This window comes from Stutzerimonas sp. R40042 (assembly GCF_026642215.1).
GTDB classification, from domain to species: domain Bacteria; phylum Pseudomonadota; class Gammaproteobacteria; order Pseudomonadales; family Pseudomonadaceae; genus Stutzerimonas; species Stutzerimonas frequens.
Window position 1 is genome coordinate 4,358,662 of record NZ_CP113258.1, and the last position, 19,464, is coordinate 4,378,125.

At 64.1% G+C, this 19,464-nt stretch carries 20 protein-coding genes; 14 read left to right on the top strand and 6 right to left on the bottom strand.

The window, feature by feature from the left end:
• Positions 1–2 precede the first annotated feature (2 nt).
• From OUY36_RS20500 to OUY36_RS20535, 8 genes are all read left to right on the top strand, one after another.
• Positions 3–593: a YggT family protein gene (locus OUY36_RS20500; RefSeq protein WP_017245439.1), complete on the top strand. Its 591-nt coding sequence runs from the start codon at positions 3–5 to the stop codon at positions 591–593.
• Between the two features lie 271 nt (positions 594–864).
• Complete coding sequence (locus tag OUY36_RS20505) at positions 865–2,832, top strand: dynamin-like GTPase family protein (RefSeq protein WP_267935794.1); 1,968 nt, start codon at positions 865–867, stop codon at positions 2,830–2,832.
• A gap of 128 nt (positions 2,833–2,960) precedes the next feature.
• The gene (metX, locus tag OUY36_RS20510; RefSeq protein WP_267935795.1) at positions 2,961–4,100 is read left to right on the top strand and encodes a homoserine O-succinyltransferase MetX; all 1,140 of its coding nucleotides are present in this window, start codon (positions 2,961–2,963) and stop codon (positions 4,098–4,100) included.
• 9 nt (positions 4,101–4,109) lie between these two features.
• Positions 4,110–4,709 (top strand): methionine biosynthesis protein MetW, encoded by a 600-nt coding sequence (gene metW, locus OUY36_RS20515; RefSeq protein WP_017245442.1) that lies wholly within the window; start codon positions 4,110–4,112, stop codon positions 4,707–4,709.
• 25 nt (positions 4,710–4,734) lie between these two features.
• Positions 4,735–5,157, top strand: a complete 423-nt coding sequence (locus tag OUY36_RS20520) for a DUF4426 domain-containing protein (protein WP_102838907.1) — start codon at positions 4,735–4,737, stop codon at positions 5,155–5,157.
• The gene (gene rdgB, locus OUY36_RS20525) at positions 5,154–5,747 is read left to right on the top strand and encodes an RdgB/HAM1 family non-canonical purine NTP pyrophosphatase (protein WP_063540681.1); all 594 of its coding nucleotides are present in this window, start codon (positions 5,154–5,156) and stop codon (positions 5,745–5,747) included. Before OUY36_RS20520 ends, rdgB begins: the two co-directional genes overlap by 4 nt.
• The gene (gene hemW, locus OUY36_RS20530; protein WP_267935797.1) at positions 5,744–6,922 is read left to right on the top strand and encodes a radical SAM family heme chaperone HemW; all 1,179 of its coding nucleotides are present in this window, start codon (positions 5,744–5,746) and stop codon (positions 6,920–6,922) included. Before rdgB ends, hemW begins: the two co-directional genes overlap by 4 nt.
• 9 nt (positions 6,923–6,931) lie before the next feature.
• Positions 6,932–7,255: a DUF3392 domain-containing protein gene (locus OUY36_RS20535; protein ID WP_003303164.1), complete on the top strand. Its 324-nt coding sequence runs from the start codon at positions 6,932–6,934 to the stop codon at positions 7,253–7,255.
• Positions 7,256–7,261: 6 nt separating this feature from the next.
• Here OUY36_RS20535 and OUY36_RS20540 read toward each other — a convergent pair whose 3' ends face one another.
• Complete coding sequence (locus tag OUY36_RS20540; RefSeq protein WP_267938226.1) at positions 7,262–7,606, bottom strand: DUF5064 family protein; 345 nt, start codon at positions 7,604–7,606, stop codon at positions 7,262–7,264.
• Between the two features lie 207 nt (positions 7,607–7,813).
• On the opposite strand from OUY36_RS20540, the gene arcD reads away from it, so the two are divergent.
• The 4 genes from arcD (at position 7,814) to arcC (ending at position 12,618) form a co-directional block, all read left to right on the top strand.
• Positions 7,814–9,241: an arginine-ornithine antiporter gene (gene arcD, locus OUY36_RS20545; RefSeq protein WP_267935798.1), complete on the top strand. Its 1,428-nt coding sequence runs from the start codon at positions 7,814–7,816 to the stop codon at positions 9,239–9,241.
• Between the two features lie 90 nt (positions 9,242–9,331).
• The gene (gene arcA / locus OUY36_RS20550) at positions 9,332–10,588 is read left to right on the top strand and encodes an arginine deiminase (RefSeq protein WP_267935799.1); all 1,257 of its coding nucleotides are present in this window, start codon (positions 9,332–9,334) and stop codon (positions 10,586–10,588) included.
• Between the two features lie 49 nt (positions 10,589–10,637).
• Positions 10,638–11,648, top strand: coding sequence for an ornithine carbamoyltransferase (locus OUY36_RS20555; protein ID WP_102838912.1), 1,011 nt, complete (start codon positions 10,638–10,640; stop codon positions 11,646–11,648).
• A gap of 40 nt (positions 11,649–11,688) precedes the next feature.
• Entirely contained in the window at positions 11,689–12,618 is a 930-nt protein-coding gene (arcC, locus tag OUY36_RS20560) for a carbamate kinase (RefSeq protein WP_267935801.1), read from the top strand.
• Between the two features lie 40 nt (positions 12,619–12,658).
• Here arcC and OUY36_RS20565 read toward each other — a convergent pair whose 3' ends face one another.
• The 5 genes from OUY36_RS20565 to OUY36_RS20585 all read right to left on the bottom strand — a co-directional run bounded on the left by OUY36_RS20565 (position 12,659) and on the right by OUY36_RS20585 (position 16,532).
• Positions 12,659–13,996, bottom strand: coding sequence for a DUF1329 domain-containing protein (locus OUY36_RS20565; protein ID WP_267935802.1), 1,338 nt, complete (start codon positions 13,994–13,996; stop codon positions 12,659–12,661).
• Positions 13,997–14,217: 221 nt separating this feature from the next.
• Complete coding sequence (gene trmB, locus OUY36_RS20570; RefSeq protein ID WP_102838915.1) at positions 14,218–14,934, bottom strand: tRNA (guanosine(46)-N7)-methyltransferase TrmB; 717 nt, start codon at positions 14,932–14,934, stop codon at positions 14,218–14,220.
• Positions 14,935–14,998: 64 nt separating this feature from the next.
• The gene (locus OUY36_RS20575; RefSeq protein WP_011914988.1) at positions 14,999–15,793 is read right to left on the bottom strand and encodes a thiazole synthase; all 795 of its coding nucleotides are present in this window, start codon (positions 15,791–15,793) and stop codon (positions 14,999–15,001) included.
• Positions 15,794–15,869: 76 nt separating this feature from the next.
• Positions 15,870–16,070 (bottom strand): sulfur carrier protein ThiS, encoded by a 201-nt coding sequence (thiS, locus tag OUY36_RS20580; RefSeq protein ID WP_063540920.1) that lies wholly within the window; start codon positions 16,068–16,070, stop codon positions 15,870–15,872.
• An 87-nt stretch (positions 16,071–16,157) separates the two neighbouring features.
• Positions 16,158–16,532: a DUF423 domain-containing protein gene (locus OUY36_RS20585; protein ID WP_200597317.1), complete on the bottom strand. Its 375-nt coding sequence runs from the start codon at positions 16,530–16,532 to the stop codon at positions 16,158–16,160.
• A 68-nt stretch (positions 16,533–16,600) separates the two neighbouring features.
• On the opposite strand from OUY36_RS20585, the gene mtgA reads away from it, so the two are divergent.
• On the top strand, positions 16,601–17,329 hold the full coding sequence (mtgA, locus tag OUY36_RS20590; RefSeq protein ID WP_267931441.1) for a monofunctional biosynthetic peptidoglycan transglycosylase: 729 nt from the start codon (positions 16,601–16,603) through the stop codon (positions 17,327–17,329).
• Between the two features lie 123 nt (positions 17,330–17,452).
• A complete protein-coding gene (gene dibA / locus OUY36_RS20595) occupies positions 17,453–19,381 on the top strand; it encodes a phosphodiesterase DibA (protein ID WP_267935804.1) in 1,929 nt (642 codons plus the stop codon).
• Positions 19,382–19,464 lie beyond the last annotated feature (83 nt).

Below are 19,464 nucleotides of genomic sequence, written 5' to 3' on the forward strand. Positions count from 1 at the left end.
TCATGTCCCAACTCTCGCAAGCCCTGATTCTCGTCATCCAGACCCTGGGCAGCCTCTATCTGCTGATCGTGCTGCTGCGCTTCATCCTTCAGCTGGTACGCGCCGACTTCTACAACCCGCTCAGCCAGTTCATCGTCAAGGCCACCCATCCGCTACTGCGCCCGATGCGCCGAATCATTCCTAGCATGGGCTCGCTGGACCTGTCCTCGCTGGTCCTCGCGATCATCGTGCAAATGGTGCTGATGGCGCTGATCCTGCTGATCGCTTACGGCACCACCGGCAATCCGCTGCTGCTCCTTGTCTGGGCGCTGGTAGGCATCACCGGTCTGTTCCTCAACATCTTCTTCTGGGCGCTGATCATCAGCGTAATCCTCTCCTGGGTCGCACCGGGCAGCCACAACCCCGGCGCTCAGCTGGTCAGTCAGATCTGCGAACCGGTGCTGATGCCATTCCGCCGCCTGCTGCCGAACCTCGGCGGGCTGGATATTTCGCCGATCTTCGCCTTCCTGGCGATCAAGCTGCTGGACATGCTGGTGGTGAACAACCTGGCGACGATGACCCACATGCCGAACATCCTGCGCATGCTCATCTGAGACGCCGTTCAAGTTTTGCTGTCAAAGCGGCAGCGGGGGCGGAAATGCGCCTCGGCTTGCCGCCTGGCTGCACGTAGACTCCATTCGCTCGGTTGTTTCCATCCTGCCTCGCCTGCTGAATGCGGGGATGTGAACGAGTACATCGACACGCCTTCGAGCCCTGCGATGACCGTTCGTGCACCCTGCTCGCCCGTCCGGCGCAGCAGGCTCCGACTGAATTGACGTCATGCCGGCGGGCCCGATAATCGCCGGACATACGTCCAGGAGCTGGATGAGCATGGAACGACTCGATCGACAAGTGGATGCCTACGTCGCCTGGAAGCGCGACCTGATCCGCGAGATCACCCGCTACCGCAGCTGGCTGGCACACAACCGCCTCAACAGCGAAGCGGTCGATGCCCGCCTGGAACGCGCCTTGCGGGTCCTGCGTACCGACCACATCACACTGGCTTTCGTCGGCGAGTACTCGCGCGGCAAGACCGAGCTGATCAACAGCCTGTTCTTTTCCAACTACGGCCAACGCATCCTGCCTTCGCGCGCCGGACGCACCACCATGTGCCCCACCGAGCTGTTCTTCGACCCGCGTTCGGAGCGCTCCTATATCCGCCTCCTGCCCATCGAGTCGCGCCTGGAAGATGCCAGTATCGCCCAACTCAAGCGGACCCCGCGATTGTGGCTGCACCTGCCCCTCGACCCGCAGGACCCGGACAATATGGCCGAAGCCTTTGCCCAGGTCGCACTGACCAAGGCCATGCCGGTGGAGCAGGCGATCCAGCTCGGCTTCGACCCCGCCACCTTGGAAAGCGCAGACGGCAGCGATCATGTACGGGTGCCGGCCTGGCGCCATGCAATGGTCAACTTCGATCACCCGCTGCTGCGTCAGGGCCTGCGCATTCTCGATACCCCCGGACTCAATGCGCTGGGCAGCGAGCCGGAACTGACCCTGTCGATGCTGCCCAATGCCCAGGCGATCATATTCCTGCTGTCGGCTGACGCCGGTGTCACCGCCAGCGACATGCAGATCTGGCAGCAGCACATCCGTCAGCTCGACGAAGACACGCAGAACAGTCTGTTCGCCGTGCTGAACAAGATCGACGTGCTCTGGGACGACGTCGCCGGCGAAGACTTCGTGCAGAACGCCATCGAGCAGATCCGCCAGAGCACCGCACAGCAGCTGGGCATCGACCCGGCTGACGTGATGCCGCTGTCGGCCAAGCAGGCGCTGATGGCCAAGATCCGCGGCGACCAGGCGCTGCTCGAGCGCAGCCAGCTGGAGCAGCTGGAACGCCTGCTCAGCCAGCGAATTCTGACGCACAAGGAACAGCTGCTCGAGGAACAGGTCGTGCATCAGGTGCTGGCCTTGCTGCAGAACAGCCAGCACACGCTCCGCCTGCGCCTGGAAAAGGTCATCGAGCAGCGCGACCTGCTCGCCAGCCATCAGATGGGCAGCGGGCAGATGCTGCTCGAGCTCACCGCGCGCACCCGCCACGACCATAATCGTCACCACAAGCGCCTGCTCGATCTGAAGACCAACCAGCGCCTGCTGCAACGTCAGGGGGACCTGTTGCGTACGGCGATACGTGCCGAGCGCCTCGAAGAGCATCTGACCCGCCTGCGCCGCAGCCTGACCGGCAGCCTGACCACGCTGGGCATCAACCTGGCGATCCTGCACTTCTTCCGCTCCGTGGAGCAGGACCTGGGAATCCTCGAGCAGGAGGCCGAACGTGCCAACAAGATGGTCTCGGCCATCTATCGTCGACACAACGAAGAAAATCCGTTGCACGGCATCGACCCGCCTCTGTTCCAGTTGCAGCCTTACCAGCGCGAGCTGCGTACCCTGCAAACCAAGGCCGATCAGTTCCGCCTGCAACTCAAGACCCTGCTCACCGAGCAGCGCACCCTGACCCGGCGCTTTTTCGCCACCCTGGTCCAGGAAGTCATCGGTCTGCACCAGCGTTTGCGTCAGGAGGCCGAACAGTGGGCTGGCGAGGCCCTGATGCCGCTGTTGCAGTACTCGCTCGAACACAAGCAACAGCTGGAAACCCACATCCTGAAGCTCAAGTCGCTGGCCAGCGAGAGCCAGCAGAACAGCCAGCGCGGCCAGCTGCTGACCCGCTACAGCGGCGAGCTGGAGCAACAACTGGCGCAGGCCACGGAAATGCTCCGTGCGTTGCGCCGACCGGCGCCGCTACGGCGGCAGGGCAAGGTCGTCAGCCTGACCAACGCGCAGATCAGCTAAAGCTGTCGCCATTTCGTCGCAGCCAGCGAGGAAATGGCGAGAGCCCCGCTCGCTGTTGCATTTCAGGATGAATTGCGCCGCGCTTACCTTTAGACTTTGCCGCCTTCCTCAAGCAAGAGCCAGGGTCGATGCCCACTGCAATTCCCGCCGATTCCGTTGGCCTGGTGAGTCCGCAGGTCGCGCATTTTGCCGAACCACTGACACTCGCCTGCGGCCGCACGCTGGCCGACTACCAGCTGATCTACGAAACCTACGGCGAGCTGAACGCCGCGCGCAGCAATGCCGTGCTGATCTGTCATGCGCTGTCCGGCCACCACCATGCGGCCGGCTACCACAGCGTGGACGACCGCAAGCCTGGCTGGTGGGACTCGTGCATCGGTCCGGGCAAGGCCATCGATACCGAGCGCTACTTCGTCGTCAGCCTGAACAATCTGGGCGGCTGCAACGGCTCCACCGGTCCCAGCAGCACCAATCCGGCCAGTGGCAAGCCCTACGGCGCCGACTTCCCGGTGGTCACGGTGGAGGACTGGGTGCATAGCCAGGCACTGCTTGCCGACCGGCTCGGCATCGCCCAGTGGGCTGCGGTGGTCGGCGGCAGCCTGGGTGGCATGCAGGCGCTGCAGTGGACCATCAGCTACCCCGAGCGGGTGCGTCACTGCCTGGCCATCGCCTCGGCGCCCAGGCTGTCGGCACAGAACATCGCCTTCAACGAGGTCGCGCGCCAGGCGATCCTCTCCGACCCCGAGTTCCACGGCGGGCACTTCCAGGAGATGGGCGTGATCCCCAAGCGCGGACTGATGCTGGCGCGCATGGTCGGGCACATCACCTACCTGTCCGATGACGCCATGGGCACCAAGTTCGGCCGCGGGCTGAAGAGCGAGAAGCTGAACTACGACTTCAACAGCGTCGAGTTCCAGGTCGAAAGCTACCTGCGCTACCAGGGCGAGGAGTTTTCCGGGCGTTTCGACGCCAACACTTACCTGCTGATGACCAAGGCGCTGGACTACTTCGACCCGGCCGCGGCCAATGATGACAATCTGGCCAAGACCTTCGAGGTCGCCCAAGCGCGCTTCTGTGTGATGTCCTTCACCACCGACTGGCGCTTCTCGCCGGAACGCTCGCGGGAAATCGTCGACGCGCTGCTCGCCGCGCGCAAGGACGTCTGCTACCTGGAGATCGATGCGCCGCAGGGCCACGACGCCTTCCTGATCCCCAACCCCCGCTACCTGCAAGCCTTCCGCGGTTACATGAACCGCATAGCCGTATAAGGAACGAAGATGCGCGCCGATCTGGACATCATCCAAGAGTGGATTCCGGCCGGCAGCCGAGTTCTCGACCTCGGCTGCGGCAACGGCGAGCTGCTGGCCTGGCTGCGTGACCACAAGCAGGTCAGCGGCTATGGCCTGGAAATCGACCCGGACAACATCGCCGCCTGCATCGACAAGGGCGTCAATGTCATCGAGCAGAACCTCGACCTAGGCCTGGGCAACTTCGCCAGCGACAGCTTCGACATGGTGGTGATGACCCAGGCGCTGCAGGCCGTGCATTACCCCGACCAGCTGTTGAAGGAAATGCTGCGCGTCGGCCGCCAGTGCATCATCACCTTCCCCAACTTCGGCCATTGGCGTTGTCGCTGGTACCTTGCGAGCAAAGGCCGCATGCCGGTGTCGGAGTTCCTCCCCTACACTTGGTACAACACGCCGAACATTCACTTCTGCACGTTCGAAGATTTCGAGAGGCTGTGTCTGGAAAGCGGTGCCAGAGTACTCGAACGCCTGGCCGTCGACCGCGATCACAGGCATGGCTGGGCCAGTCGACTATGGCCGAATCTGCTGGGTGAAATCGGCATCTACCGCGTCACCGGGCCGTCCCGCTGAGCGGTTCAACGCTGGAGGTAAGCATATGAAACGCGTCCTGATCGGCCTGTTGGCCGCACTCCTCACATTGCCGGCGCTGGCCGAGCGCAAGCACAGCGTCGGCGAATACGACATCCACTACAGCGCCTTCAATTCGGGCTTCCTGCAGCCGGACATTGCCGCCGCCGCCGGACTCACGCGCAGCAAGACCCAGGGCGTGGTCAACGTCTCGGTGATCAAGGGCGGCAAGCCGGTCGCGGCGCAGGTCAGCGGTGTAGTGAAGAACCTGCTCGGACAGGATCGCGCGCTGGGCTTCAAGCAACTCAAGGAAGGCGACGAGGCGATCTATTACCTCGCGCAGTTCCCCTTCGACTCGCAGGAAACCCTGCGTTTCGCTCTCACCGTACAGCCGACCGGCGCCGAGCCGTTCAGCTTCGAGTTCACCCAGGAATTCTTCCCCGACCGATGATGCCTTTTTCCGAACTGGTGCTGGCCAGCCACAATGCCGGCAAACTCAAGGAACTCCAGGCCATGCTCGGCGACACCGTGCGCGTACGCTCGGTGGCCGAGTTCAGCAGCGTGGAGCCGGAAGAGACCGGCCTGTCGTTCATCGAGAACGCCATTCTCAAGGCGCGCAATGCGGCACGGATCTCCGGCCTGCCGGCGCTGGCCGACGACTCCGGTCTGGCGGTCGACGCTCTGGGTGGCGCACCGGGCATCTACTCGGCGCGCTACGCCGATGGCCAGGGCGATGCCGCCAACAATGCCAAGCTGCTGCAGGTGCTGCGCGACGTGCCGGATGCCGAGCGCGGCGCGCAGTTCGTCTGCGCCCTGGCGCTGGTGCGGCACGCCGACGATCCGCTGCCAATCATCTGCGAAGGCCTCTGGCACGGCCGCATCCTGCATGCGCCGCGTGGCGAGCACGGCTTCGGCTACGACCCACTGTTCTGGGTGCCGGAGTGCGACTGCTCCAGCGCCGAGCTGCCAGCTGCGCAGAAGAACCAGCTCAGCCACCGTGCACGCGCCATGGCCCTGCTCAAGCAGCGGCTGGGGATATGATCACCGCAAGCCCCATGCCTACATCCGGACAGGGCCGCTTCGAACTGCCACCGCTGGCAGCGTACGTCCATATTCCCTGGTGCGTGCGCAAGTGCCCGTACTGTGACTTCAACTCCCACGCAGCCGGTCCCAAGCTGCCAGAAGACGCCTATGTCGCCGCGCTGCTGGCCGATCTTCGCGCGGATCTCGAGCACGTCCAGGGCCGCCGGCTGAGTTCGATCTTCTTCGGCGGCGGTACGCCAAGCCTGTTTTCCGCCAAGGCACTGGCGGCGATCGTCGACGGGCTGGAGCGGCTGGTCGGCTTTGCCGAGGATATCGAGATCACCCTGGAGGCCAATCCGGGAACGTTCGAGCAGGCCAAATTCCGCGACTACCGCCAGCTCGGCATCAACCGGCTGTCCATCGGCGTGCAGAGTTTCCAGGCCGACAAGCTCAAGGCGCTGGGGCGCATCCACGATGGCGACGAAGCGATCCGCGCCGCCGACATGGCCCGCGCCGCAGGCTTCGACAATTTCAACCTCGACCTCATGCACGGTCTGCCGGACCAGAGCCTGGAGGATGCGTTGAGCGACCTGCGCATCGCCATCGCCCAGCAACCGACGCACCTGTCCTGGTACCAGCTGACGCTGGAGCCGAACACGGTGTTCTGGAGCCAACCGCCGCAGCTGCCCGAAGACGACATCCTCTGGGACATTCAGGAAGCCGGCCAGGCGCTGCTCGCCGAGCATGGCTATCGCCAGTACGAGACCTCGGCCTACGCCCTGCCCGGGCAACAGGCGCGGCACAACCTGAACTACTGGACCTTCGGCGACTTCCTCGGCATCGGCGCCGGCGCCCACGCCAAGCTCAGCCACGCCGACGGGCGCATCCTGCGCAGCTGGAAGACCCGCCTGCCGAAGGACTATCTGGATCCGGGCAAGGCCTTCCGCGCAGGCGAAAAACAGCTGACAGCGGACGAGCTGCCCTTCGAATTCCTGATGAATGTGCTGCGCCTCACCGACGGCGTACCGGCCATGCTGTTCACTCAGCGCACCGGACTGGCGCTGGATGTACTCGCCAAGCCACGGCGCGATGCCGAAGCACGCGGCCTGCTCTCGGCTGATCCGGCACGCCTGGTGGCAACGCCGAAGGGCCAGCTGTTTCTCAACGACCTGCTACAGAGCTTCCTGCCTTAAGGACCCTGCATGGATTTGCTACTCGACCTGATCGTCACGCTGTCGCGCTGGAGCCGCAGCCACCTGTCCGATATTTCCCTGGCACTGATGGCGACCCTCTTCGTGCTGTTCGGGCCGGCAATCAATACCTGGGTAAAGGGCGCGGTCAGCAGTCTGAATTTCTTTTTCCGCACGCTGATCTTCGTGCTTGTCTGCGCGGTCGGCTACGGCCTGGCCATCGTCTTTCTCACGCCGTGGATGACCCAAGGCCTGGCGCACCTGAACAACTACAGCCTGGCGCCGGTACTGCTGCTGATCTTCTTCCTCATCGGTGTGATCGCCGACCGCAACTGACGCCGCTCAGCCCTCGCGCAGGAAGCGGTCGAGATCGACCGCCTCACCGGGCTGCAGATGCAGCTGCTCGCGCAGATCCGCATACAGCGGGTCATACAGGCCATGAAAGCCGAACAGGATGTCCTGCCTGACCTGTACGCCGTGCGCGCGCAGGCACTGCCTTACCCGTTGCAGGAAGTTGCAGGCGACATCCCGATGCATCCGGAAGCGCTCGTCGATATGCACCTGACCGGCTTCGACGCAGAGATGAAAGCAGGCCCACTCCGGTCTCGGCTCAGCGCCTTCGACGTGATAGTCAAGAGTCAGGCGATAGCCGAGCCGCACATCGGTCGGCAGCCGGCTGATTTCCACATGTCCGGGTCTGAACACCGTTTCCCCCTCGTCGCGCCTGAGCGCTCGATAACTGACACCGAGGCTGGCCGCATTCGTCGCAGCGCAACCGGCCCAGAGCATCCTTGCACCGCTACATCCATACTTTCTTGACGCCTGTCATCACCGCATCGCACGGGCAGGCATTCAATGGTCCCGCTACGCACGGTCTTCACAGGAGACAGGGTTATGGCCACGACCTCGAAGCAACTGAAGCTCAGCGCACTGGTGGCGCTGGTGATGGGTTCGATGATTGGCGGCGGAATCTTCTCCCTGCCGCAGAACATGGCGGCCAGTGCCAGCGCCGGCGCCATCCTGATCGGCTGGGCGATCACCGCGGTGGGCATGCTGACCCTGGCGTTCGTCTTCCAGAGCCTGGCCAACCGCAAGCCGGAACTCGACGCCGGCGTGTACGCCTATGCCAAGGCCGGTTTCGGCGACTACATGGGCTTCTCGTCCGCCTGGGGCTATTGGATCAGCGCCTGGATCGGCAACGTCAGCTACTTCGTGTTGCTGTTCAGCACCCTCGGCTACTTCGTACCGATGTTCGGCGAGGGCAACACCCTGCCGGCGGTGATCGGCGCCTCGCTGGTGCTGTGGGGCGTGCATTTCCTCGTCCTGCGCGGTATCCGCGAGGCGGCGTTCGTCAATCTGGTCACCACCATCGCCAAGATCGTGCCGTTGCTCCTGTTCATCGTGATCACCGCGCTGGCCTTCCGCCTGGACGTGTTCACCGCCGACTTCTGGGGTCGCGGCAACCTGGAGCTGGGCAGCGTCATGCAGCAGGTGCGCAACATGATGCTGGTGACGGTGTGGGTGTTCATCGGCATCGAGGGCGCCAACGTGTTCTCGGCCCGCGCCGAACGCCGCAGCGATGTCGGGCGCGCAACGGTCATCGGTTTCTACAGCGTGCTCGCGCTGCTGGTGCTGGTGAACATCCTGTCGATGGGCATCATGAGCCAGGCCGAGCTGGCGGGCCTGAAGAACCCCTCCATGGCAGGCGTGCTGGAGCAGGTGGTCGGTCGCTGGGGCGCAGTGCTGATCAGCGTCGGCCTGGTGGTTTCGCTGGCCGGTGCCCTGTTGTCTTGGACCCTTCTGTGTGCCGAGATTCTCTTCGCCGCCGCCCGTGACCACACCATGCCGAGCTTCCTGCGCAAGGAAAATGCCCGCCACGTTCCGGTCAACGCGCTGTGGCTGTCCAACGGGCTGATCCAGCTGTTCCTGATCATCACCCTGTTCAACGCCTCCACCTACCTCAGCCTGCTCTACCTCGCCACCTCGATGATCCTGGTGCCGTACTTCTGGTCGGCGGCCTATGCATTGCTGCTCGGGGTTCGCGGCGAGGGATACGCCAACGCCGCGGGTGAACGGCGCAAGGACACGCTGATCGCCGCCGTCGCTACGCTATATGCCGTGTGGCTGGTCTACGCCGGGGGCATGCAGTACCTACTGCTGTCGGCGCTGCTCTATGCGCCGGGGGCACTGTTCTTCGCCAAGGCCAAGCGCGAACTGGGACAGCCGGTATTCAGCGGCGCCGAGAAGCTGATCTTCGCTGCCGTGCTCGTCGGTGCAGCGATCGCGGCCTATGGTCTGTACGACGGTTTCCTGTCCCTCTGACCGGAGCAGCAACGCGCCCTCTCGCCAAGGCCACAAGCGGCGGCGAGCCACTCTGCACCCACAGGTGCAACGATTGACGGAGGCAATGCCATGACTCAGCAACCGGCGAAACTGGGTGTTCACTCCGAAGCGGGCAAGCTGCGCAAGGTGATGGTCTGCGCGCCCGGGCTGGCCCACCAGCGCCTGACGCCGAGCAACTGCGACGAGCTGCTGTTCGACGACGTGCTCTGGGTCAACCAGGCCAAGCGCGACCATTTCGATTTCGTCACCAAGATGCGCGAGCGCGGCGTCGAGGTGCTGGAAATGCACAACCTGCTGACCGAGACGGTGAGCGATCCAGAGGCCTTGAAGTGGATTCTCGACCGCAAGATCACCGCCAACCAGGTCGGCATCGGCCTGCAGGACGAGGTGCGCAGCTGGCTCGAAGAACAGCAACCCCGACAGCTTGCCGAGTACCTGATCGGCGGTGTTTCGGGCAGTGACATCCCCGGCACCCAGAGCGGCGAGATCGTCAGCCTGTTCCGCGACTACCTGGGCCACTCGAGCTTCATCCTGCCGCCGCTGCCCAACACCCTGTTCACCCGCGACACCAGTTGCTGGATCTACGGCGGCGTGTCGCTCAACCCGATGCACTGGACCGCGCGCCGCCAGGAAACCCTGCTCACCGCCGCGATCTACCGCTTCCATCCGCAGTTCGCCGGTCAGGACTTCAAGGTCTGGTATGGCGATCCCGAGCTCGACCACGGCCTGGCCACGCTCGAAGGTGGCGACGTCATGCCGATCGGCAAAGGCGTGGTGCTGGTCGGCATGGGCGAACGCAGCTCACGGCAGGCCATTGGCCAGCTGGCGCTGTCGCTGTTCCGCCACGGTGCGGCCGAGCGGGTGATCGTCGCCGGCCTGCCGCGTGCGCGCTCGGCGATGCATCTGGATACGGTATTCAGCTTCTGCGATCGCGATCTGGTGACCGTTTTCCCAGAAGTGGTGCAAAGCATCGTCGCCTTCAGTCTGCGCCCTGACGAGAGCAAGCCCGGCGGCATCGATCTGCGCCGGGAAAAGGCCAGCTTCCTCCAGGTGGTAGCCGAAGCTCTCGGCCTGCCGGCTCTGCGTGTAGTGGAAACCGGTGGCGACAGCTACGAGGTGGAGCGCGAGCAGTGGGACGATGGTAACAACGTGGTCGCCCTAGAGCCCGGCGTGGTCATCGGCTACGACCGCAACACCTTCACCAACACGCTGCTACGCAAGGCCGGCGTCGAAGTCATCACCATCAGCTCCAGCGAACTGGGCCGTGGCCGCGGCGGCGGTCACTGCATGACCTGCCCGATCGTGCGCGACGCGCTCGACTACTGATCACCGCGCCGGGGTTTGCCCGGCAACCCCACATTGCGGAGGACTCGCCATGGCCTTCAACATCCACAACCGCAGCCTGCTCAGCCTGATGCACCACAGCGAGCGCGAGCTGCAGTATCTGCTCGACCTCTCTCGCGACCTCAAGCGCGCCAAGTACAGCGGCACCGAACGCCAGCATCTCAAGGGCAAGAACATCGCGCTGATCTTCGAGAAGACCTCCACGCGAACCCGCTGCGCCTTCGAGGTGGCCGCCTACGATCAGGGCGCCAACGTCACCTACATCGACCCCAACTCTTCGCAGATCGGCCACAAGGAAAGCATGAAGGACACCGCTCGGGTGCTCGGGCGGCTGTACGACGCCATCGAGTACCGCGGATTCCGGCAGGAGATCGTCGAGGAGCTGGCGCAGTACGCCGGCGTGCCGGTCTACAACGGCCTGACCGACGAATACCATCCGACCCAGATGATCGCTGACGTCATGACCATGCGCGAGCACAGCGACAAGCCACTGCACCAGATCAGCTACGCCTACGTGGGCGATGCACGCAACAACATGGGCAACTCGCTGCTGCTGATCGGCGCCAAGCTGGGCATGGACGTCCGCATCGCCGCACCGCGCGCCCTTTGGCCCAGCGAGCAGCACGTCAAGGCCTGCGAGGAATTCGCCGCGCAGAGCGGTGCGCGCCTGCTGCTCACCGAGGATACGCAGGCGGCGGTGCAGGGCGTCGACTTCATCCACACCGACGTCTGGGTCTCGATGGGCGAGCCGATGGACGCCTGGGCCGAGCGCATCCAGCAGCTGCTGCCCTACCAGGTGAACGCGGCGCTGATGCAGGCGAGCAACAATCCGCGGGTGAAGTTCATGCACTGCCTGCCGGCGTTCCACAACAGCGAGACCAAGGTCGGCAGGGAGATCGCCACGCGCTATCCGCACCTGGCCAACGGTATCGAGGTCACCGAGGAGGTGTTCGAATCCCCGGCCTGCATTGCCTTCGAGCAGGCAGAGAACCGCATGCACACCATCAAGGCGATCCTGGTCTCCACCCTCGCCGATATCTGACGTGACCGGCGCCCGTGACGGGCGCGCTGGAGGAACCGACATGCGCATCGTCATCGCGCTGGGCGGCAATGCCCTGCTTCGCCGAGGGGAGCCGCTGAGCGCCGAGAATCAGCGAGAGAACATCCGCCGGGCCTGCGCACAGATCGCGCGGGTCGCACCGGGCAACGAACTGGTGGTGGCGCACGGCAACGGCCCGCAGGTCGGGCTGCTGGCCCTGCAGGGGGCCGCCTACAAGGAGGTACCCAGCTATCCGCTGGACGTCTTGGGAGCCGAAACCGAGGGCATGATCGGCTACATCATCGAGCAGGAGCTGGGCAACCTGCTGCCGTTCGAGGTGCCCTTCGCGACGCTATTAACCCAGGTCGAGGTGGACCCCGAGGACCCGGCATTCAAGGCACCGAGCAAGCCGATCGGCCCGGTCTACAGCCGCGAAGAGGCAGAGCGTCTGGCCGAACAACGGGGCTGGAGCATCGCGCCCGACGGTGAGCGTTTCCGCCGCGTGGTGCCCAGCCCGCGTCCAAAGCGGATCTTCGAGATCAGGCCGATCAGCTGGCTGCTGGAGAAGGGCTGCGTGGTGATCTGCGCCGGCGGCGGTGGCATTCCGACCGTCTACGACCAGCAGGGGCGGCTACAAGGGGTCGAGGCGGTGATCGACAAGGACCTGTGTTCGGCGCTGCTGGCCGAGCAGCTCGGCGCCGATCTGCTAGTGATCGCGACCGATGTAGACGGCGCCTACCTGGACTGGGGCACCCTGCAGCAGCGGCGGATCGTCGAAGCCCATCCAGACCGACTGCAAGGCCTGGGTTTCGCTGCCGGCTCCATGGGACCGAAGGTCGAGGCAGCCTGCCAGTTCGCCCGTCATACCGGCAAGGTCGCGGTGATCGGCTCGCTCGAACAGATCGAGGTCATCGTCCGCGGCGAAGCCGGTACCCGCGTCAGCCTGGCGGCAACCGGCCTGCACCACGCATAAAAAAGGGCGCCAGCGGCGCCCTTCGCTTAGCAGGTGAACCTCAATTACCGCGACGCAGCGCCTGCGGCGAGAAGTCACGCGGGCCGAGTTTCACGTCGAAGTCGTACATCGGCTCGTTGTTATCCAGGCCATCGACGAAGTAGTTGCCGTCCTTGAGGTGGTAGAGCGTCTCCAGCGTGCTGTTGAACATCGGCACCTCGTAGTAGCTGATCGGATGGCTTTCCTGCAGGCCGATCAGCTGCCCGTTCTCGTCATACAGATCGACCGCCAGGATCGCCCAGCTGTCCTCGTCGATGTAGAAGCGGCGCTTGTCGTAGAGATGGCTGAAGCCCTTGCGCAGCGTGGCGTCGACCACCCACACGCGGTGCAGCTCGTAGCGCAGCAGGTCGGGATTGAGCGTGCGCGGCTGGACGATTGTGTCGTAGGCAATGCCCTTCTGATGCAGGGCGTAGCTGTTGTAGGGCACCAGCATTTCGCGCTTGCCGAGCAGCTCCCACTCGTAGCGATCCGGTGCGCCATTGAACGAATCGACCACATCAGCCGTGGCCAGGCCGCTGGTGTCCGGTTGCAACGAATCGTAGGCAAGCGAGGGCAGACGACGCACACGGCGGTCGTCCGCACTGTAGCGCCAGGCCTTGCGGGTGGTGAGCACCTGATCAATCGGGTCCTGCACCACCAGCGCCGTGCCGGAGAGCTTGGCCGGGGCGGTGACGCGGTACTTGTAATACAGCACGGTATTGTCCAGATCCGCGTAGGTCATGCCTTCGCGGTTATAGACGTAGTACACGTGGCGATCGCGCTTGATGTAGTTGGCCCGGCCGCCGATCACCACTGCCTGGTTGTTGATCATGTGGCTCTGGTCACCCTTGTAATGCAGGATGTGGTTCCAGATGACCTCGATACCGCTTTGCGGAATCGGGAAGGGAATCCCGGCCGCCGCGCCCTGGATGCCGTTGCCGTTGGCGATCAGCTCGGCGCTGACGGCGTTGAAGCGAGTGGCGTCGTAGATGCGCTGCGGTACCGCCGCGCTGCGGCGGGTCGGGAACACGCGCAGGTAATAGTCAGGATTGCGCTCGAGCAGCGCCTTCATGCCCGCGGATAGCTGTTCGCTGTGCTCGGCCAGGTTAGTGCCATCGACCCGATAGAGCATCGCGTCGGCGGCAAAGGGATCCGGGTGGTGCATGCCACGTTCATAGCCGGTTGGCGGCGCGACGCCTCCAGTCCAGGCGGGAATGGTGCCGGCCGCATTCGCCGATTGTTCTGCACCCAGCGGCGTCAGGTCCTGCCCGAGCCGGGCGGCCTGCGTACTGTCGACCTTGGCCTGTACCGGCAGTGCGGCACAGGTGGCCAGCATCAAGGCTCCAATCTTCGCGTACATCGTCTACTCCCCCAATTGCGCACGATGTCAGGGCGCTGCCAGGCATGCCCGATCATCGGCGTTGCATTGTTATCGGTGTGGGCAGGCATGCCTTCCTGGCCGGCATTCGTCCCTGGCCGCTGTTGCGGCTCTTCGATTGGATGCGGCCAGCGTGGCTGGCCTGGCACCGCCCGCGGGCGGTACGGCGGCAGCAGCACAGGCTGCCGTTATTACGCTGTCACTCAGTCGACGCGCTGGAATTTCAAGTCCCAGACGCCATGCCCGAGCCGCTCACCGCGGCGTTCGAACTTGGTCACCGGCCGCTCAGCGGGTCGCGGCACATAGCGGCCATCCTCGGCCAGATTGCGGTAGCCCGGGGCGACGCTCATCACTTCGAGCATGTGTTCGGCATAGGGCTCCCAGTCGGTGGCCATGTGCAGCACGCCGCCGATCTTCAGCTTGCTGCGTACCAGCTCGGCGAAGGCCGGCTGAACGATGCGACGCTTGTGATGACGGCTCTTGTGCCAGGGGTCTGGAAAGAACAGCAGCACGCGGTCGAGGCTGGCGTCGGGTACGCAATCGCGCAGCACCTCCAGAGCGTCGCAACTGTAGACTCGGACGTTGCTCAATTTCTGTGACACAAGTCCGCTCAGCAACGCGCCGACGCCCGGTTTATGCACTTCGACGCCGATGAAGTCCTGCTCCGGCGCCGCAGCAGCCATCTCCAGGGTCGAATGACCCATGCCGAAGCCGATCTCGAAGGTGCGCGGCGCACTGCGGCCAAAGACGGCGTCGAAGTCGCGCAGACCATCCGCCAGCTCAAGACCGAACAGTGGCCAGCCCTGCTCCAGGCCGCGCTGCTGGCCTTCGGTCATGCGCCCGGCGCGCATGACGAAACTCTTGATGGTGCGGCGAGGCGCGCTCTGTTGCTCTTCGGCCGCGGGGTTCTGCTCAGTCATGGTTTACCTGCAAGACATAAAAAAGGCCGGCCCCGACCACGGTCGAGGCCGGCCACGAATCGATTCAGCGAATCAGCCCATCCAGCGGCGACGAGGCACTGGCGTAGAGCTTCTTCGGCATGCGCCCGGCCAGGTACGCCAGGCGCCCGGCCTCGATGGCGTATTTCATCGCCTCGGCCATCAGCACCGGATTCTGCGCATGGGCGATGGCGCTGTTCATCAGCACCGCTTCGCAGCCCAACTCCATGGCGATGGTGGCATCCGAAGCGGTGCCGACACCGGCGTCGACCAGCACGGGCACGGTCGCTTCCTCGAGGATGATGCGCAGGTTGTACGGGTTGCAGATGCCCAGGCCGGTGCCGATCAGGCCGGCCAGCGGCATCACCGCGATGCAGCCCATTTCGGCCAGCTGGCGCGCGATGATCGGGTCGTCGCTGGTGTAGACCATGACGTCGAAGCCGTCCTTGATCAGCACTTCGGCGGCCTTTAGGGTCTCGATCACGTTGGGGAACAGGGTCTTCTGGTCGGCCAGCACTTCCAGCTTGACCAGCTTGTGGCCATCGAGCAGTTCACGTGCCAGGCGGCAGGTACGTACCGCGTCCTCGGCGGTAAAGCATCCGGCGGTGTTCGGCAGGATGGTGTAGCGCTCGGGGCTGATCACATCGAGCAGGTTCGGCTCGCCCGGATTCTGGCCGATGTTGGTGCGGCGCACCGCGACGGTGACGATCTCGGCACCCGAGGCCTCGATGGCCGCGCGCGTTTCCTCGAGATCCTTGTACTTGCCGGTGCCGACCAGCAGGCGCGATTGATAGGTGCGACCGGCCAGGGTGAAAGGCTTGTCGTTCGGAACTGGGGGCATGAGAAATCCTCGTTCGGACGTATTGCTGCGGGCTGGGCGCCGCAGAGGCGGCGTCATTCGAATGAGCGGGCGGCGGCTAACCGCCACCGATGGCGTGCACCACTTCGACCTGGTCGCCTTCGCTGAGCGCGGTGCTGGCGTGCGCGCTGCGCGGCACGATATCGCGGTTGAGCTCGACGGCCAGACGACGGCCGGTCAGTTCCAGACGCGCCAGCAGGTCAGCCACCGTCTCGCCGGCTGGCAGCTCGTAGGGTTCGCCGTTCAACTGAATCTGCATGCTGTTCGCCGCATTGCGCAAAGGGGACGGCATTCTAGCCCGAACCACCCGGTGCACCAAGGCGAAGGCCGCGGCCGTTCGTCCCGCTCAGCCGCGCAGGCGCCAACCAGCCAGTCCCAGGCACAACCAGCCGGCCAGGAATGACATGCCCCCGATCGGCGTGATCATGCCGAGCCTGCCGACGCCGCTCAGGGTGAGCAGGTAGAGGCTGCCGGAGAACAGCAGGATACCGACGACGAACAAGCCGCCTGCCACAGTCAGCAGGCGGCCGGGCCGATGCAGTGAAAGCAGCGCGACGCCCAGCAGCGCCAGTGCATGGAGCATCTGGTACTGCACGCCGGTCTGAAACACCGCGAGATAGGCAGCGCTCAACTGGCTCTTGAGGGCATGGGAAGCGAAGGCGCCCAGCGCAACGCCGGTAAAGCCGAACAGCGCGGCAAGGACGATATAAGCACGAATCATTGCCATTTCCGGTCGATAGCCTTAGCGGCCGCTATAATGCCCGCTCTTTTCGCCCACGACCAAGTGCCATGTTGCGGAACCTCCTGCTGCGCCTGTCCAAACTGCTGCTCTGGCTGATCGGCCTCTCGGTGCTGCTGGTACTGCTGCTGCGCTGGGTGCCACCGCCGTTCACCGCTTTGATGATCGAGCGCAAGATCGAGTCCTGGCACACAGGCGAAGCTATCGACCTGACCCGCAAGTGGCGGCCCTGGAAAGAGCTGCCAGACGACCTGAAGATGGCAGTGATCGCCGCCGAGGACCAGAAGTTCGCCGACCACTGGGGCTTCGACATCGCTGCAATTCGCGCCGCCCTCAGCCACAATGAACGCGGTGGTTCACTGCGCGGTGCCAGCACATTGAGTCAGCAGGTGGCGAAGAACCTTTTCCTATGGTCCGGCCGCAGCTGGCCGCGCAAGGGACTGGAGGCCTGGTTCACTGCGCTGATCGAGCTGCTGTGGCCCAAGCAGCGCATTCTCGAGGTGTACCTCAACAGCGTGGAATGGGCCGACGGAATCTTCGGTGCCGAGGCGGCCGCGCGTCATCACTTCGGCATTGGCGCGCCCTATCTGTCGAGCCGTCAGGCCAGCCTGCTGGCCGCCGTGTTGCCGAACCCGCGACAATGGAGCGCTGGCAAACCCAGCGGCCATGTGAACAATCGGGCCGCCTGGATCCGGCAGCAGATGCGCCAGCTCGGCGGCAGCCACTACCTGCAGCGCATCAAACCTGACCGCCGGGACTGGTGGCCAAGCTGGCTTTGAGCCAGCATGCAAGACAACCGGCGCAGCAGGAAGCAGCACCACCGGTGCTTTTTGACGTATCTCCCGCTCGCCCAGTGCGATGGGGTTTGACTATGCAGTATTTGATCGGACCCAAGAGCAACGATGAACACATACCTCGCGCGGCTGAGTCTGGGCTACTTCTGCCTGGCGATGCTGTGGATCCTTCTTGGCGACACCCTGGTCAGCCGTCTGGTGGCAGGCGACAACCAGGCCTGGCACATGGGCAAGGGCGCGCTGTTCGTGACACTCACCAGCGGCCTGATCTTTCTGCTTGGTCGACAGCACTTCCGTCGCTTCGATGAGCAGCAGCGCGCCCAGCATCTGCAGAAGACCAGTCTGAAGCAGGCCGCTGCGGTCTTCGACAGCACCCAGGAAGGCGTGCTGGTCACCGATCCGCATCAGCACATCGTGCACGTCAACCCGGCATTCAGCCGCATCACCGGCTACAGCACGGAGGAAGTGCTCGGCCAGACGCCGAAACTGTTCGCCTCTGGCAAGCACGATGCAGCCTTCTATCAGGAGATGTGGCATGCACTGCGCGAGCACGGGTCCTGGAGCGGCGAGATCTGGAATCGGCGCAAGAATGGCGACGTCTATCCACAGTGGCAGAATCTGCGCTGCATCTACGACGATCAGGGCCAGCTTAGCCATTATGTCGCGGTATTTTCCGATCTCTCGGCGCTGAAGCGTTCACGCGAAGAACTCGACCAGCTCGCTCACTATGACCCGCTGGTCAATCTGCCGAATCGCTTGCTGTTCACCGAGCGTGCCAAGCAGGACCTCGAGCGCGCCCGGGCGAACAAACGCAGCGGCGCGTTGCTGCTGATCGACCTGGACCACTTCAAGGACATCAACGAGAGCCTCGGGCACAGCCTGGGCGACGCCCTGCTCCAGGCCGTCAGCGCCCGACTGAGCGAACAGCTGGAGAACGGCATGACCCTCGGCCGGCTGGGCGGCGATGAGTTTGCCCTGCTCTGCGAGGATCACGGCGCGGAAAAGGCGACCGCACTGGCGTTGCGCCTGCTGGATCGGCTGAACGAGCCTTATCACCTGGACGACCGCGAGCTGTTCAGCAGTGCCAGCATTGGCATCGTGCTCTACCCGTACCCCACCGACGTACAGAATGTCGAGCAACTGATGCGCAATGCCGACTCGGCTCTGTTCAAGGCCAAGAGCAGCGGCCGCTCCACCTACGCCTTCTATTCCCAGGAATTGACCAGCCAGGCCCGTCTGCGCGTCGAACTGGTCACCGCGCTGCGCCAGGCGCTGGAACAGGGCCAGCTGCGTCTGCATTACCAACCGATCTACGATCTGCGTCACGGCACCATCACCGGCTTCGAGGCGCTGGTACGCTGGCTGCATCCGGAGAAAGGGCTGATCGCACCGGGCATTTTCATTCCCATCGCCGAAGAAACCGGCTTGATCAGCGCCATTGACCGCTGGGTACTGGAAAAGGCTTGCCACCAGGCGCAGGAGTGGCTGGCCCAGAATCGGCCGCTCGGCTTCATCGCCGTGAATATTTCCAGCAGGTTGTTCGGTAACGGCGAACTCGATCTGCAGGTCGCCACGATCCTCGCCAGATCCGGACTCGACGCGCGCCATCTCGAGCTGGAGATCACCGAAAGCGCAGTGATGCAGGACCCGGATGCCGCCGTCCAGCTACTGCAGCGCCTGCGCGCACTCGGGGTGCAGCTGGCGATCGACGATTTCGGTACCGGCTACTCGTCATTGCAGCGGCTCAAGCGGATGAACGTACACAAGCTCAAGATCGATCAAGGGTTCGTTCGCGGGCTGCCGAACGACCATGATGACGCCGCCATTACCCGATCCGTCATCGGCCTGGCACACAACCTCGGCCTGAAAGTGGTGGCCGAGGGCATCGAAACCGCGGAGCAGGCGGCCTTCCTGCTCGGACAAAGCTGCGATTACGGGCAGGGCTACGGCTTCGCCCGGCCGCTGCCAGCAGAATCGATCGAGTGGAGCCCTACGGCACTCGACTATGAGCAGCACTGCCACTCGTCGCGCGCCTGAGCGGGCGCGTATATCAAACGGCCAGTACGAAGGGTAAGCTGACCGAGTTCCCGGAGTCGCCGATCCATTCCAGTTTCCGCCTC

What these genes read in the sequence shown, in the direction of transcription:
- OUY36_RS20500 (WP_017245439.1), top strand. Translation starts at nt 3, where the DNA reads ATGTCCCAACTCTCGCAAGCCCTGATTCTCGTCATCCAGACCCTGGGC.
- OUY36_RS20505 (WP_267935794.1), top strand. Translation starts at nt 865, where the DNA reads ATGAGCATGGAACGACTCGATCGACAAGTGGATGCCTACGTCGCCTGG.
- metX (WP_267935795.1), top strand. Translation starts at nt 2,961, where the DNA reads ATGCCCACTGCAATTCCCGCCGATTCCGTTGGCCTGGTGAGTCCGCAG.
- metW (WP_017245442.1), top strand. Translation starts at nt 4,110, where the DNA reads ATGCGCGCCGATCTGGACATCATCCAAGAGTGGATTCCGGCCGGCAGC.
- OUY36_RS20520 (WP_102838907.1), top strand. Translation starts at nt 4,735, where the DNA reads ATGAAACGCGTCCTGATCGGCCTGTTGGCCGCACTCCTCACATTGCCG.
- rdgB (WP_063540681.1), top strand. Translation starts at nt 5,154, where the DNA reads ATGATGCCTTTTTCCGAACTGGTGCTGGCCAGCCACAATGCCGGCAAA.
- hemW (WP_267935797.1), top strand. Translation starts at nt 5,744, where the DNA reads ATGATCACCGCAAGCCCCATGCCTACATCCGGACAGGGCCGCTTCGAA.
- OUY36_RS20535 (WP_003303164.1), top strand. Translation starts at nt 6,932, where the DNA reads ATGGATTTGCTACTCGACCTGATCGTCACGCTGTCGCGCTGGAGCCGC.
- arcD (WP_267935798.1), top strand. Translation starts at nt 7,814, where the DNA reads ATGGCCACGACCTCGAAGCAACTGAAGCTCAGCGCACTGGTGGCGCTG.
- arcA (WP_267935799.1), top strand. Translation starts at nt 9,332, where the DNA reads ATGACTCAGCAACCGGCGAAACTGGGTGTTCACTCCGAAGCGGGCAAG.
- OUY36_RS20555 (WP_102838912.1), top strand. Translation starts at nt 10,638, where the DNA reads ATGGCCTTCAACATCCACAACCGCAGCCTGCTCAGCCTGATGCACCAC.
- arcC (WP_267935801.1), top strand. Translation starts at nt 11,689, where the DNA reads ATGCGCATCGTCATCGCGCTGGGCGGCAATGCCCTGCTTCGCCGAGGG.
- OUY36_RS20565 (WP_267935802.1), bottom strand. Translation starts at nt 13,996, where the DNA reads ATGTACGCGAAGATTGGAGCCTTGATGCTGGCCACCTGTGCCGCACTG.
- trmB (WP_102838915.1), bottom strand. Translation starts at nt 14,934, where the DNA reads ATGACTGAGCAGAACCCCGCGGCCGAAGAGCAACAGAGCGCGCCTCGC.
- OUY36_RS20575 (WP_011914988.1), bottom strand. Translation starts at nt 15,793, where the DNA reads ATGCCCCCAGTTCCGAACGACAAGCCTTTCACCCTGGCCGGTCGCACC.
- thiS (WP_063540920.1), bottom strand. Translation starts at nt 16,070, where the DNA reads ATGCAGATTCAGTTGAACGGCGAACCCTACGAGCTGCCAGCCGGCGAG.
- OUY36_RS20585 (WP_200597317.1), bottom strand. Translation starts at nt 16,532, where the DNA reads ATGATTCGTGCTTATATCGTCCTTGCCGCGCTGTTCGGCTTTACCGGC.
- mtgA (WP_267931441.1), top strand. Translation starts at nt 16,601, where the DNA reads ATGTTGCGGAACCTCCTGCTGCGCCTGTCCAAACTGCTGCTCTGGCTG.
- dibA (WP_267935804.1), top strand. Translation starts at nt 17,453, where the DNA reads ATGAACACATACCTCGCGCGGCTGAGTCTGGGCTACTTCTGCCTGGCG.